The organism is Cutibacterium sp. LaCa_255, from assembly GCF_057458005.1.
Genome location: NZ_CP190956.1, coordinates 1220826 through 1234535 on the forward strand (window position 1 = coordinate 1220826; position 13710 = coordinate 1234535).

Annotated in this window: 13 protein-coding genes and 4 tRNA genes; 8 read left to right on the forward strand and 9 right to left on the reverse strand. The window is 63.7% G+C overall.

Annotated elements, in window-relative coordinates; genetic code table 11:
• Nucleotide 1: 1 nt before the first annotated feature.
• The 3 genes from ACP8ML_RS05425 to msrB all read right to left on the reverse strand — a co-directional run bounded on the left by ACP8ML_RS05425 (nt 2) and on the right by msrB (nt 2376).
• Entirely contained in the window at nt 2-1240 is a 1239-nt protein-coding gene (locus tag ACP8ML_RS05425; RefSeq protein ID WP_065672687.1) for an HRDC domain-containing protein, read from the reverse strand.
• Nucleotides 1237-1806, reverse strand: a complete 570-nt coding sequence (locus ACP8ML_RS05430; protein WP_065672688.1) for a DUF3000 domain-containing protein — start codon at nt 1804-1806, stop codon at nt 1237-1239. The genes ACP8ML_RS05425 and ACP8ML_RS05430 overlap by 4 nt, the downstream gene beginning before the upstream one ends.
• 123 nt (nt 1807-1929) lie before the next feature.
• The gene (gene msrB, locus ACP8ML_RS05435) at nt 1930-2376 is read right to left on the reverse strand and encodes a peptide-methionine (R)-S-oxide reductase MsrB (RefSeq protein WP_117189629.1); all 447 of its coding nucleotides are present in this window, start codon (nt 2374-2376) and stop codon (nt 1930-1932) included.
• Between the two features lie 134 nt (nt 2377-2510).
• On the opposite strand from msrB, the gene ACP8ML_RS05440 reads away from it, so the two are divergent.
• Nucleotides 2511-3365 carry a PPK2 family polyphosphate kinase gene (locus ACP8ML_RS05440; protein WP_065672689.1) on the forward strand — a complete coding sequence of 285 codons (855 nt, stop codon included), beginning with the start codon at nt 2511-2513 and terminating at the stop codon, nt 3363-3365.
• A gap of 56 nt (nt 3366-3421) precedes the next feature.
• Here the strand turns inward: ACP8ML_RS05440 and ACP8ML_RS05445 are convergent, their stop codons facing one another.
• The 4 genes from ACP8ML_RS05445 to ACP8ML_RS05460 form a co-directional block, all read right to left on the reverse strand.
• Nucleotides 3422-4180 carry a sirohydrochlorin chelatase gene (locus ACP8ML_RS05445; RefSeq protein ID WP_065672690.1) on the reverse strand — a complete coding sequence of 253 codons (759 nt, stop codon included), beginning with the start codon at nt 4178-4180 and terminating at the stop codon, nt 3422-3424.
• Nucleotides 4181-4424: 244 nt separating this feature from the next.
• Nucleotides 4425-4499: transfer RNA gene (locus ACP8ML_RS05450), tRNA-Val, on the reverse strand.
• Between the two features lies 1 nt (nt 4500).
• A tRNA-Cys gene (locus tag ACP8ML_RS05455) sits at nt 4501-4571 on the reverse strand.
• A 28-nt stretch (nt 4572-4599) separates the two neighbouring features.
• Nucleotides 4600-4672: transfer RNA gene (locus ACP8ML_RS05460), tRNA-Gly, on the reverse strand.
• Between the two features lie 499 nt (nt 4673-5171).
• On the opposite strand from ACP8ML_RS05460, the gene ACP8ML_RS05465 reads away from it, so the two are divergent.
• Nucleotides 5172-5246, forward strand: a tRNA-Val gene (locus ACP8ML_RS05465).
• A gap of 165 nt (nt 5247-5411) precedes the next feature.
• Nucleotides 5412-6476: an NAD(P)-dependent alcohol dehydrogenase gene (locus tag ACP8ML_RS05470; RefSeq protein ID WP_117189610.1), complete on the forward strand. Its 1065-nt coding sequence runs from the start codon at nt 5412-5414 to the stop codon at nt 6474-6476.
• On the opposite strand, the gene ACP8ML_RS05475 is transcribed toward ACP8ML_RS05470, so the two are convergent.
• On the reverse strand, nt 6433-7221 hold the full coding sequence (locus ACP8ML_RS05475) for an ABC transporter ATP-binding protein (protein ID WP_065672692.1): 789 nt from the start codon (nt 7219-7221) through the stop codon (nt 6433-6435). The genes ACP8ML_RS05470 and ACP8ML_RS05475 overlap by 44 nt on opposite strands.
• 33 nt (nt 7222-7254) lie before the next feature.
• Nucleotides 7255-8316, reverse strand: coding sequence for an FtsX-like permease family protein (locus ACP8ML_RS05480; RefSeq protein ID WP_065672693.1), 1062 nt, complete (start codon nt 8314-8316; stop codon nt 7255-7257).
• A gap of 227 nt (nt 8317-8543) precedes the next feature.
• Here ACP8ML_RS05480 and ACP8ML_RS05485 point away from each other — a divergent pair, with 227 nt between their 5' ends.
• The 5 genes from ACP8ML_RS05485 (at nt 8544) to pgsA (ending at nt 13705) form a co-directional block, all read left to right on the forward strand.
• The gene (locus ACP8ML_RS05485) at nt 8544-9764 is read left to right on the forward strand and encodes a sensor histidine kinase (protein WP_065672694.1); all 1221 of its coding nucleotides are present in this window, start codon (nt 8544-8546) and stop codon (nt 9762-9764) included.
• Nucleotides 9761-10393 (forward strand): response regulator, encoded by a 633-nt coding sequence (locus ACP8ML_RS05490; RefSeq protein ID WP_016667559.1) that lies wholly within the window; start codon nt 9761-9763, stop codon nt 10391-10393. Before ACP8ML_RS05485 ends, ACP8ML_RS05490 begins: the two co-directional genes overlap by 4 nt.
• Nucleotides 10394-10466: 73 nt before the next feature.
• Nucleotides 10467-12536 (forward strand): threonine--tRNA ligase, encoded by a 2070-nt coding sequence (thrS, locus tag ACP8ML_RS05495; protein WP_486703053.1) that lies wholly within the window; start codon nt 10467-10469, stop codon nt 12534-12536.
• A complete protein-coding gene (locus ACP8ML_RS05500; RefSeq protein WP_015582769.1) occupies nt 12529-13089 on the forward strand; it encodes an HIT family protein in 561 nt (186 codons plus the stop codon). The genes thrS and ACP8ML_RS05500 overlap by 8 nt, the downstream gene beginning before the upstream one ends.
• Nucleotides 13082-13705 (forward strand): phosphatidylinositol phosphate synthase, encoded by a 624-nt coding sequence (pgsA, locus tag ACP8ML_RS05505; protein WP_036976586.1) that lies wholly within the window; start codon nt 13082-13084, stop codon nt 13703-13705. Before ACP8ML_RS05500 ends, pgsA begins: the two co-directional genes overlap by 8 nt.
• Nucleotides 13706-13710: the final 5 nt, after the last annotated feature.

The following is a 13710-nucleotide window of genomic DNA, read 5'->3' on the forward strand; positions in this document are numbered from 1 at the left end:
ATCACAGCTGGGCCATGACCTCGCTGAGCAGACTCGCGAGGATCCCTCGCTGCCACGGACGGGCGCCCAAATCTGCGAAGAACGCATCGACCCCCGCGACGGAGAGGTCGTGCGGTGGCTGCCATGCGAATTGCCGCAACCATGCCGGGGTACAGAGGTTTTCCGGTGGGACGTCATGGTCAGCAGCCATCTCATTGACGGCCGGTCTGACGGCCGCCCAGCGGGCAGCCTCCTCCGGATGGTGACGCTCCCAGGAGCGGGGGTGGGGGATCGCTGAGGAGTATTCGCGAAATGGCGGGTACTTCTTCGGCGAGACGCCACGGGCGTGGTCGATGGCGTCGACCCAAGTCTGGTGATATTTCATGGCCTGGCCGCGATGGAACCCCTTGACGGACAGGATTTTCTCGACATCGACGTTGACGGTGCGGTCGCAGTGCTTTGCGGCTGCGACGAGGGCCTCGTCACGCAACAGCCTGCCCGGAGCAATGTCGAGGTCGTGGGCGAGGTTGTCGCGCGCCAGCCACAGGTCATGCGCCAGTTGCAGCCCAGCTCTGCTGCGAATGTCACCGATGTGGCTGATCCGGCGCCAACGGGATGCGTCGACACCCGGTTCTTCGCTGGGGAGTCCAGCGGCCACCGTGACTAGGTGGGCGAACTCCTGACGAGCCCATTCGTCCTTTCCAGCCTCTCGGAGGTCGGCGATGACCTTTTCTCGCACGTCGTTGAGGAGCTCGACATCCAGAGCTGCGTAGACGAGCCAGTCATGGGGGAGGGGACGTCGAGACCAGTCCGAGGCGGAGTGCTCCTTGAGAAGGGTCACCCCGCAGTAGTGCTCGACCATCGATCCCAGGCCGACGCGAGGAAGGCTGAGAAGGCGTCCAGCCAACTCGGTGTCGAACAGATCGTCAGGACGAAGACCGTCCATCGCCAGGCATGGCATGTCCTGGGCGGCGGCATGGAGGATCCACTGTGTCCCGGCGAGGGCATCGGCAAGCGGCTTTAAGCCCTCCGTCTCGCCGAGAGCGACGGGATCGACGAGGTGAGTGCCAGACCCCTCACGGCGCAACTGGATGAGGTAGGCGCGCGGGTTATAACGGAAACCATGGGCCCGCTCGGTGTCAATCGCGATGGGACCGTAGCCGTTCTGAAGTGCCTGGCACGTGCGGCGAAGAGCCTCGGGAGAAGCGACGACTGGCGGCACTCCTTCCCGAGGCTCTGCAAGGACGGGGAAATCGCTCACGCGAGTTTGGCCCGTCGTGGTGAGATCGCGGTGATCTCGTCAGGAATCGGGGAGACCCCGCACGAGAGCAGGCAGAGGTCGCTCCATGATTCCGCGTGTGAATCGACGTCCTCGGCAGTCGAGAAGGTCGGCGTCCATGAAGCGCGCACCTCGATGTGATTCGACTCTGGGTCGTCAGCGAGCTGCCCGAATGGCCGGCTGACGACTGAAGTGACGGTGCCGGCCTCTGCGTGACGGAGCGCGTGATGGGTGTCGAGGGAATCGGTCAACCAGGACCATGCGACGTTGCCGACCAGGGGGTCAGAAGCCATCGACGGATCGACCTCGGCACGGATCATGGCAACGAATCGGCTCGTTCCCTGCCAGGCCTCGGATCCCGAGGGGTTGTGGAGTAGGATGAGACGTCCGCTTCCGAGTTCGTCACCCTTGATGATGACGGATCCTTCGATCGCCACCGAGAACGGCGAGATGCGGGTAGGAGCGGGTATCTCGCGAACCTCGAGCTTGCCTGACCACGAATACTTGAGGATTCGGGAACGCAACTCCTCGAAATCCACCGGATACATCTGCCGAATCACCCCTTCAGGCTATGGGGATTGCCATGCCCTGGTGCTCTCCGACGCGCCGCGCACCGCGGATAGATGCGGTCCTCATGGTTCAGGTTGAGGGTTTTCACCGTGAGGAGGTCGTCACTTGTCGGTTTCTGCCGGATCGAGATCGAGGCAGATCGAATTGATGCAGTACCTCAGGTCGGTCGGGGTGTCGAAGCCTTCACCGGCGAAAACGTGTCCGAGGTGGGAGTCACATCGGGCACATCTGACCTCCGTCCGTGGGCGCCCCGGAAGGGACTCATCAGTGAGGTAACGAACCCGGTCCTCGGCCAGTGGCGCGTAAAAGGAAGGCCAACCGCAGCTGGACTGGAATTTTTGGGTGGAGCGAAACAGCTCCGCCCCGCAGGCGCGACAGCGATAGACGCCCTCGGTAGTGGCGTCGGTGTATTCCCCCACGAAGGGAGCCTCGGTGCCTGCCTCCCGCAGCACGTGGTATTCCTCGTCGCTGAGACGCTGACGCCACTGATCGGGTGTCAGCACGAGACCCGGTTGCAGGTCTGGTGGGGTGGTGTTCTCGTTGGTCATGATCTCCTCCAGCCCGGCGCATCTCGCCGGTTCCATGTTGAGTGAAACGGTAATTCGGATGTTGTCATTCCCGCGCCGAGTCTGCCGGGTCGCGGCAGGATGGAGGAGCAAGAACCGAGGAAGGACGAACTCACATGGCCAAAGACTCCCTTCAGCTATCCGATGTGCTGCGCTGCCCGCAGCCCCCGGTTGACATCAGCAAGATTGATACCGGCGCGACTCCGGAGGCACCTGGGGACAAGGAAAGGACCCTCAAGGAGTTCGAGCCGATGGCCGAGGAACTCTCGGAGTTGCAGGAGACGCTGTTCGCCCGCGGTCGCAGTAACCCTGACGAGGCTCGACGCGTGCTCGTCGTTCTCCAGGGGCTCGACACCGCTGGTAAGGGTGGAGTGGTCCGCCACGTCTTCGGACTGGTTGACCCGCAGGGGATTCACCACCACAGCTTCAAGGCTCCGACCGACGAGGAGCTTAAGCACGACTTCCTGTGGCGAGTGAGGAAGGCCTTGCCCGAACCCGGAATGCTGGGCGTCTTCGATCGCTCCCACTATGAGGACGTCCTCGTGGCCAGGGTCGACAACCTCGTCGAGGAGAAGGTATGGAAGGAGCGTTACGACCTCATCAACGAGTTCGAGCTCGGACTAGCGGCTGACGGCTGCAAGGTCATCAAGTGCTTCCTGCACATTTCCCCGGACGCCCAGAAGGAGAGGCTGCAGGCTCGTCTTGATGACCCCGCCAAGTACTGGAAGTACAACCCCGGGGATCTCGACACCCGTTCGAAGTGGCCTGATTACATGGACGCCTACAACGACCTGCTCAGCAAGTGCAATCCGGACGTGGCTCCCTGGTACATCATCCCCTCGGATCGCAAGTGGTACCGCAACTGGGCGGTGGGACGCATCTTGCTGGAGACGATGCGTTCGATGAAGCTCACCTGGCCTCCCGCCGATTTCGACGTGGATAAGGAGAAGGAACGCCTCGGCAACGCGTGACGAATGAGAGACCGGCCCGGACCCTTGTCCGGGCCGGTGCTGAGTTGATGGGGGTACTACTCGGGGACGACCTCGTCGTCGGTCCGCCCGGAGACCAAACCCATGGCGGCCGAGCAGTACCGCTGAAAGGCGAGGGCTGCGAGGACCGGATCGTCCCCCAAAGGCGCGGAGACAACCTCGGCGCCAGCGTGAAGCGCCATATGAGTGTGGGCGCGGAAGGTCTCGTCGTCGCAGATCCACAGGCTTCCCACCGCAATGTGACGACGACCCTCTCGACGTAGGTGGGTGACGACCTCCTCGACGTTGGTGGTGCCGCCGCTGTTGGTGGCAATGTGAACCGGTAGGTGGTGGTGCTGGGACCACAGGCGCGTCATTTTGGAGAGCATGGCCGCGCCCCGCTGGTCTCCGCTGTCGGGGGTCGAGAGGATGAGTGCATCCAATTCCTGGGCGTGCACGCGATGGGCTGCCAGTCGCAGACGTGCATCGACGAGGTTGAGTAGAGCCGGGGCCGGGCCGGTGGGCCGGGCTACGCGGATGGCCAGGTCCGGATGATTCCGACGGATGTCCTCGGCATGGCGAGTCAGCTGCGGCGGGCTGGAATGAAGGTGAGTGGCATTGATGGGGACCAGGACCAGCTCACTCCACGACGGTTTGATGCGAGGAGCTTTGCAACGGCCTTTCTCCGGCACGAAGCTGACCGTTGACTCGATGTGCGGGTGGAGGTGAGACATTCGCTGCCGCAATCTCTGGCCGATGAGATTCGCGGAGGCTTCGGACATCGCGGGGAGGACGAGGTCGAGTATCGGCGCAGCCATCTGAGCACTCCCTTCCCCAGCCATCAGGACAACAAGTCCGACACGTCGCGTTCACCTTATCGAAGTAGGTCCGTCGAATTGGCGGAATTGTCTCTGTGAACCGGTGTGCATGCAGTCCGTCAAGATGTGGGGCGAATGAGCGGCGACTGTGAGCGTTACGGATTCAACAGGACAGAATCTTTGAGGGAAGGGAGAAACGGTCGGTGTAGCAAAAGGTCGACCGACTCATGTCGGCCGACCTTTTTGGTGGGCGATGCCAGGTTTGAACTGGCGACCTCTTCCGTGTCAGGGAAGCGCGCTACCACTGCGCCAACCGCCCGAGGTGGAGACGGGATTTGAACCCGTGTACACGGATTTGCAGTCCGTTGCCTCGCCTCTCGGCCACTCCACCATGTGGATAGGTCCGAAAGACCTCTCCGAGCGGACGACGGGACTCGAACCCGCGACCCTCACCTTGGCAAGGTGATGCTCTACCAACTGAGCCACGTCCGCATGTTTTCCAGCAGTTCTCTGAGGGGCTTTCACTCCTTGTCGTTCCTGCCGGGCGACGAGAAAGAACTTTAGAGGATGTTTCGGTGACGACGCAAATCGGGGCGGGATGCTCGCACCAAAAACTTGTGATTCCCCTAGTCAGAATGGAGTTTCATTGATGTGGTCCATTGGCGTGTCGCGATTCGGGATCGGTTGGGCGTGCTCCACATCGGGCCCGGATGGATGCTGATCCAGGTCACGGTGCGGGGGAATCAGGCTGGGAGGGGCGTGCGACCGGGGGAAAGCGGTTGATGGGTATGGCGGTGACCGGGTTGCTGATCGGGTTCGCTGCCACCGTGCGTTGCACGATGAGGTGTCAGGACCGCGGTCACCACACACGGGCGTGTCAGACGTCATCAGGTGGTTGGATGATCTTCGCGATCCCCGGCATTGGTGTCTGCGGATAGTGGCCCGTCGACTTGGACAAGCACCCCCGCTTCTGGCATAGTTTCTCCAGCGCGGGCGGTTGGCGCAGTGGTAGCGCACTTCGTTCACACCGAAGGGGTCGCGGGTTCGAACCCCGCATCGCCCACCACCAGACATGGCTGCACAGGAGTCCACAGAAGACTGTGCAGCCATTGTCGTCTCCTTTGCTGAAGCATCTGATTGTGCTTCTGGGCCGCCTCACAGGCTGATTCGCAATACTCTGACAACGTCAGTGCCAGGGATCGGCACTGGGGATCACCGAGGAGGCACACTCATGCCCATCACCGTCAAGGCCCTTCAGAAGGAAGGCCCGGACACGCCGTTCAGGGTTGTCGACATCGAAAGGCGAGATCCTCGCCCGGACGACGTCGTCATTGCCATCAAGGCTGCAGGTATCTGTCACTCCGACATCCACACGATCCGCAACGAGTGGGGTCACGCGCATTTCCCGCTCACCGTCGGTCACGAGATCGCCGGTGTCGTCGAGGCCGTCGGTTCCGAGGTGACGAAGTACCAGCCCGGCGACCGGGTGGGTGTCGGGTGTTTGGTCAATTCCTGCGGCCACTGTGAGCAGTGCGCGGCAGGAGAGGAGCAGGCCTGTCTCAACGGGTCCGTGGGAACATACGACTCCCGTGACGTCGACGGCACCATCACCCAGGGCGGGTACAGCCAGAAGGTCGTCGTCAACGAGAGGTTCGTCTGTCGCATCCCCGACTCCTTGGGCTTCATGGCGGCAGCTCCGCTGTTGTGCGCCGGGATCACCACCTATTCGCCCATTGCCACTTGGAACGTGGGCCCTGGTGACGAGGTCGCCGTTCTGGGTCTTGGTGGCCTGGGACACATGGGCGTTCAGATCGCGGCGGCGAAGGGGGCTGAGGTCACCGTTCTGTCTCGCAGCCTGCGTAAGGCTGACCTTGCCGAGAAGCTCGGAGCCACGCGCACCCTGGCGACCAGCGACGAGAATCTCTTCCGTGACCATCGCGGTGAGTACGACTTCATTCTCAACACCATCAGCGCCCCGATCGACCTGAAGTCCTATCTCAAGTTGCTCAAGCCGCGCGGCGTGATGGCCTGTGTCGGACTGCCCCCGGAGGAGCTGGGCCTGCCGATTGGTTCCCTCATCAACGGTTCCAAGGTGCTCGCCGGATCCAACATCGGCGGTATCCCGCAGACCCAGGAGATGCTCGATTTCTGCGCGGAGCATCATCTCGGCGCCTGGGTGGAGAAGATCGGCGTTGACGAGGTCGATGCGGCCTATGACCGTGTCGTCGCCGGAGACGTGAGGTTCCGCTTCGTCATCGACACAGCGACCTTTGAGGATGCAGCCCCAGCCGAATGAGCCACGCGCCGATACGACCACGAGCTGAGTCCGAGCCGTTCCGCGACGACTTCTCGTCGCGGACTCCACGCGCCTGGGCGAGATGTCCATCGAGCATCTCCAGATGCTGGGAGCCGTGATCGATGAGCTCCTCGTCGTGGGTCACGAGCATCGTGGCGGTGTCATGCTCATGGGTCAGTTTGGCCACGAGTTCGATGATGCGGGTGCCAGCCTGGGAATCCAGGGCACTGGTCGGCTCGTCGACGACCAGTACGCTGGGGTCGTTCATGAGGGCCCGGGCGATGTTGACTCGCTGGCGCTGTCCACCTGACATCTGCGCCGGCCTCTTGTGCATGTGGTTGGCCAGGTCGACGGCGTCGAGGAGTTCCTTGGCCTGCTCGCGGCGCTCGTCACGGGTGGAGCGATGCGCACCGTCGAGTTCTCCCATCATGACGAGCTGGTCGACGGCGTCGAGGCTGGGGATGAGGTTCGACTGCTGAAAGACGATGCCGATCTTCTCCCGGCGCAGTTCGGTGGCGCCGGCGTCGTCGAGTCCGGTGACGTCGATGCCGTCAATGAGGATGGTGCCGGTGTCGGGCCGGGCCAAGGTGGAAGCGACGGCCAAGAGGCTCGATTTTCCCGACCCGGACGGTCCGGTGATGACGGCGACGTGCCCGTTGTCGACGTGCATGCTGACGTCCTCCAAGGCGGTGACGCGACGGTTGCCGTCTGGACGGGTGAAGGTGACGTTGTCGAGGGTGATCATGCGAAGCTCCTGAAAACTGTGGGGACGGACAGGTCAGCGGGCCGAGCCGAGGGCCTGCTCGGGTTCTGCCCTCGACAGGGAGCGGATGGCCACAGCAGCTCCGGCAAGGCCCAGTAGACCGAGCAGGGTTCCTGGACCGAGTACCGTCCACCACGTCATGGCGAAGGGCATGGTCGAGCGGATGGCGAATCCGGTGATCGTCACGAGGACCAGGCCGGCACCGATACCGATGGCCAGCACCACACCTGCCTGTCCCAGGGCGTCACGACGCAAGGCCTGGGTCGTCGCTCCCAGCGCACGCAGCACACCGATGTCGTGCTGACGCTGGATTGTCCAGACGGTGAAGAATGCTCCGACGACGAGGGCCGAGATGCCCAGCAGGAGGCCGATGATGAGAGCCAGGGAGCCAATCTCAGGTCCGAAGGTCGGCAGCATCCGCACTGACTTCCAAGGCGAAGCCGACTCGGTTCCGGCGGCCTTGTCGACCGCCTTCCAATCGGGCTCGCCATGCACCAGCAGGGCGGTTGGCTCGGCCTTGGGCTGGCCCATGCGCGCCACGGTCGCCTGCCAGTCCGCGTAGCCCATGGCGACGACGGCCGAATGGCAATACCAGGTGTCGTCACTGACGGACCCGACAGCGAACTTCTGGGACCCGATTCCCACCGTGTCCCCGGCTGCTAGTCCGAGGTCATCGGCGATGGTCCGGGAGATGATGACCTTCCCCCTCGCCGGGGTGCCGAGGGAGGTCGCCGTGACGTCGGACCCGAAGATGGCCACTGCGGATCCGGTGCCGTCCTTGCTGGCGCGGGTCTGGGTGACGCCCAGGGGAGTGACCCCTGAGACCCCGTCAGCTGACTGCCAGGTCTTGAGCTGGTTCTCATGCACCCTGGAATCGGTCCACGTCGTCGTCGATCCCGTCTTGGCCAGCACGACCCGATCAGCCGGTACCTGTACCACCGCGGCGACGCTGCGCTGGGCGAGGCCGCCTGCCAGACCGGTGAGGAAACCGACCAGTACGCAGATGAGAGCCACTACCACGGTCATGAGGGCAAACCGGCCCTTGGCGAAGGCCAGATCACGCCGGGCGAGGAACATGGGAACTCCTTGTCGTTGTCGTCGTAACCACCTTCCTGGTGAAAACCCTTGTCGGAATCAGCGCGTGGTGTGGTTGTGGGGCGACTCCAGGCGGAGGCGGACATCAACCTTTTGGATGACGCGGGGGGAGGGGGCCTGGTGGCACGGACATGTGGGTTGCGCACCTACACTTGGGGCCGATGAGAACGACCGCACTTGCTCGTGATGGGTTGCACCGGTGGCGCGACATGGACGCCGGTCACCGCGGACGTGCGGTGGTCATTGAGGTGGGCATGCAGATCGGCATCCAGGTGCTCTTTGCCGGTCTGGTCATCTTCACCGTCGTGATGGCCCTGGTGCTGTCCCCACCCCACTTGTGGCGAATCCTCACCTGGGAGATCCTGCTCATCCTCGTCCACATCGCCCTCATGACGACCCACGTCATGGATCGCACTCGGCGTGACAGGTGGCGGCCCATCCTGGTGACAGTGATGGTCGCCACCTCGATCTTGTTGGCCGTCGACTTCCCCTATGCCGCCTACCTGACGATCCCGCTCTCCTTCGTCTACCTGGATCACCTGGCCCCTCTCCATGCCTGCATCTCCGTCGTCGTCGGAGCCGTGGCCATCGTCCTCGGCGTCGGACTGACGAGTGGCTGGAGCGTCGGGGGAGTCGTCGGGCCGGTAGCCGGTGCCGCAGTGGCCGTCGTCGCCGGTCTGTCCCTCAAGGCGCTGCAGGCTCAGGCGGCCGAGTTGGAACGCCTCAATGTCGACCTGCTCGCCGTGCAGGAGAGGTTGGCAGCCTCCCAGCGGGAAGCTGGGGTGCTGGAGGAACGTGCCAGGTTGGCACGGGAGATCCACGACACCGTCGCGCAATCCTTGTCGAGCATCGGTCTGCTGCTGTCGGCGGTTGAGCGCACGGCCCCTGACCATCCGGCGATCGAGCAGATCCAGCTGGCCCACCGCACCTCGTCCGAGGCGTTGTCCGAGACCCGCGTCCTCATCGCGGAACTGGCTCCTCCCACCGTGGCCGATCAGGGTTTGCCGGCAGTTCTCAAGCGACTGGGTGCGACGACGTGGTCACTCGGCGGACTCCACGTCGACGTCGACTGTCCTGACACCTCAGACCTGTCGATGGAGATCCAGACAGTCCTGCTCAGACTGTGCCAGGGAGCCATGTCCAACGTGGTCCGTCATGCCCGTGCCCGGCACGCAACGATCCGGATCTCGCGTACCGATGAATCCCACGTCCATCTGAGGGTGACCGATGACGGCGTCGGGATGGACCTCGACGCTCCAGTGCGAGAGGGAGCTTTCGGGCTGCACGCCATCAGACAGCGGGTCGACGAGCTGTCCGGGGAGGTCTCGCTGACCTCAGAGCCGGGGGAGGGGACGATCATCGACGTCGATCTCCCGGTGCATTCCACCGCCGAGCAACCACGCCTCGTTCACCAAGGAGAACCATCATGACCGTGCGCGTCCTTATCGCCGACGATCATCCGGTGGTTCGAGCCGGAGTGACGGCCCTTCTCGGTACCGATCCGGACATCGAGATCGTCGCCACCGCATCGACCCCCGCCCAGGCCCTCGCCGCCGCAGCGACGACGGACCTCGATCTCATGCTGCTCGACCTGCAGTTCAGCAGCGATGCCAATGCACCGTCCGGGGTGGACGTCACCCGCAAGGTCCGGTCACAACCGAATCCCCCGGAAGTCCTCATCCTCACCAACTATGACACCGACGCCGACATCCTGGCAGCGGTCGAGGCGGGTGCCACCGGTTACCTCCTCAAGGACGCTCCCGCCGAGGAACTGCTGTCGGCGATCCATCGTGCCGCTCGCGGTGAGGGAGCCCTGGCGCCGGCCGTCGCCACTCGTCTCATGGCTCGGATGCGCTCCCCACAGACCTCCTTGACGGCCCGGGAACTCGACGTCCTGGAAGCCTCGGCGGAGGGGCTCTCCAACACACAGATCGCGGATTCCCTGTACGTCTCCGAGGCCACCGTCAAGACCCATCTGTCGCACATCTACACCAAGCTCGGAGTGACCTCTCGCAGCGCGGCAGTGGCTCGCGCCCGAGACATTGGTCTCATTCGCTGACCCGCAACTCGAAGCGACCCGACCCGGTACGGCATTATTGGACCATGTCCGGCATCCGCCGGGTTGCAATCGAGTGAGGAAGTCAATCGTGTCCATCAGCATCACCCTGCACCGTTCCGGTACCTCCAGGACCGAGCAGGTGGACACCACCACGACCGGTCTGGATCTCTTCGGCTCCGAGCGTGACGTCGTCGCCATGCGGGTCGACGGCAACCTCGTCGATCTGCAGCGCGAACTTCACGACGGCGCCGAGGTGGAGCCCGTCGAGGCGACGAGCGAGGACGGGCTCAACATCATTCGGCACTCGTGCACCCACGTCATGGCACAGGCCGTCCAGCAGCTGTACCCCGAGGTGAACCTGGGTATCGGCCCGTTCATCACCGACGGTTTCTACTACGACTTCGGCAACATCGAGCCCGTCACCCCCGAGGTGCTCACCGAGCTCGAGAAGCGGATGAAGCGGATCGTCAAAGAGAACCAACGCTTCGTGCGTCGGGTCACCAGCGAGGAATCCGCCCGTGAGGAGCTGGCTGACCAGCCGTACAAGCTGGAACTCATCGGCACCAAGGGCAAGGGCGCCGATGGGGCTTCGGTCGAGGTCGGTGGCGCCGAGTTGACGATCTACGACAATGTGCGCCGCAATGGCGAGGTTGCCTGGAAGGACCTCTGCCGTGGCCCGCACGTTCCGTCAACCAAGTATCTGGCCAATGCCTTCGCTCTGACGAAGTTCTCGGCTGCCTACTGGAAGGGTGACCAGGCCAACGACCAGTTGCAGCGCATCTACGGCACCGCGTGGGCCAGCCGTGAGGATCTCGTTGCCTACCGGGAGCGGATCAAGGAGGCCGAGCGTCGGGACCATCGCAAGTTGGGAGCCGAGCTCGATCTGTTCTCCTTCCCCGAGGAGATCGGTCCGGGCCTGGTGGTCTTCCATCCCAGGGGTGCGATGCTGCGTCACCTCATCGAGGAACACGTCATCGCGCGCCACATGGAGGCGGGATTCTCCTTCGTGCATACCCCGGAGATCACCAAGGGTGGGCTGTTCCACACCTCGGGTCACCTGCCCTACTACGCCGACACCATGTTCCCGCCGATGCTCGTCGACGAGGAGAGTGACGAGGAGGGCAACGTCACCCGGGCCGGCCAGGAGTACTACCTCAAGGCCATGAACTGCCCGATGCACAACCTCATCTTCCGCTCGCGTGGTCGGTCCTACCGCGAACTGCCGTTGCGGTTTTTCGAGATGGGCCATGACTACCGCTACGAGAAGTCGGGCGTCGTGCACGGGCTGACCCGTATGCGCGGGTTCGCCCAGGATGACTCGCACACCTACTGCACCCGCGAGCAGGCCCCTGGCGAGATCGAGAAGCAGATCGAGTTCTTCCTGTCGATCCTGGCCGACTTCGGTCTGAACGACTTCTACCTCGAGCTGTCCACCCGCGAGGAGGACGGTGCGAAGGAGGAGAAGTTCATCGGCTCCGACGAGGACTGGCAGGCTGCCACCGACACCCTCGACCAGGTGTGCCGCAGCACTGGTCTGCAGTTGGTCCCCGATCCGGGCGGCGCCGCCTTCTACGGTCCGAAGGTCTCGGTCCAGGTCAAGGACGCCATTGGTCGTACCTGGCAGATGTCGACGATTCAGTATGACTTCAACCAGCCTGAGCGCTTCGACCTCGAATATGCTGCTGCTGACGGCACCCACCAGCGCCCGATCATGCTGCACTCGGCCAAGCTGGGCAGTGTCGAGAGGTTCATCGGCGTGCTCACCGAGCACTACGCCGGTGCCTTCCCGGTCTGGTTGGCCCCCGTTCAGGTGCGCCTGGTCCCGGTTGCTGAGGCCTTTGACGAGTACGTCACGACCTTTGCCGAGGTGCTGCGTTCCCAGGGCATCCGGGTCGAGATCGACCTGTCGTCCGACCGCTTCGGCAAGAAGATCCGCAATGCCTCCAAGGAGAAGGTTCCCTTCACCCTCATTGCGGGTGGGGAGGACGCCGAGGCCGGTGCGATCTCCTTCCGACTGCGTGATGGTTCCCAGGTCAACGGCATCGCCCAGGACGAGGCCGCGCGCATCATCGCAGGCTGGAACAGGGCCCGTCGCAACGACGACCCGACTGCTGAGACCTTGCGTGGAGCCGTCGATGACTGAGGACTACCGCCTCGAGTTCGCCGAGGATTTGGTCGGGGTCCCGGATCCCTTCCGAAGGTTCTGGACCCCGCACCGGATGGCGTACATCGGCGGTGAGAACAAGCCCCGGGGCGACCGCCCGGAAGACGGGTGCCCGTTCTGTGTCGCTCCGCAGCGCAGCGACGAGGATGCCCTCATCGTCCACCGTGGCGAGACCTGCTACGTCATCATGAACCTCTATCCCTACGGACCGGGGCACATGCTGGTGTGCCCCTACCGTCACGTTGCCGGCTACGTCGACGCCACCGAGGTGGAGGTCGTCGAGATGGCCCACCTCACCCAGGCCGCGATCCGGACCCTTCAGGAGGTGTCCCACCCGCAGGGATTCAACGTCGGGATGAACCAGGGAGCCTCTGGCGGAGCCGGAGTGGCCGCCCATCTGCACCAGCACGTCATTCCACGCTGGACGGGAGACACGAATTTCCTTCCCATCGTGGCAGGTGTCCGTGCTGTTCCACAGCTGCTGGGAGATGGCCGTCAGATGTTGGCCGATGCGTGGGTGGCTCATGCTTGAGCATTTCCGGGCCGCCTGGGCCAAGGTCATGAACCCCATCGCCGACGCCCTGCTGCGGGCTCACGTCACCCCCGACATGGTCACCTGGGTCGGCACCGTCGGTGCCGTCGCCATGGCACTCATCTGCTTCCCACAAGGGTGGCTGTGGCAGGGGCCGTGGCTGGTCGCCCTGTTCATCTTCTCCGATTCGCTCGACGGCAACATGGCCCGCAAGATCGGGCGTCACTCCCAGTGGGGATCCTTCCTCGACTCCACCTTGGATCGATTTGGTGACGCCGCCATCTTCGCGGGGGTGGCGTTGTACTACGCCGGCCCGGGAAACAACCTGCTGTGGACCTCGATGTCCCTCGCAGCGCTGGTCTTCGGGATGGCCACCTCCTATGTACGTGCCAAGGCTGAGTCCTTGGGACTGGAGGCCAAGGTCGGCATCGCCACCCGTGCGGATCGTCTGCTCGTCAGCTTGCTGGCCGTCGAGATCACGGGTCTGGCCAAGGCCGGGGTCTTCCCCTACTGGTGCCTGGCCGTCCTACCGATTGCGCTGTGTTACCTGACGGTGGCCGGAGCCATCACCGTGGTGCAGCGGATGGTGGCAGTGCGTCGGGCATGTCAGTCGTGACGGGT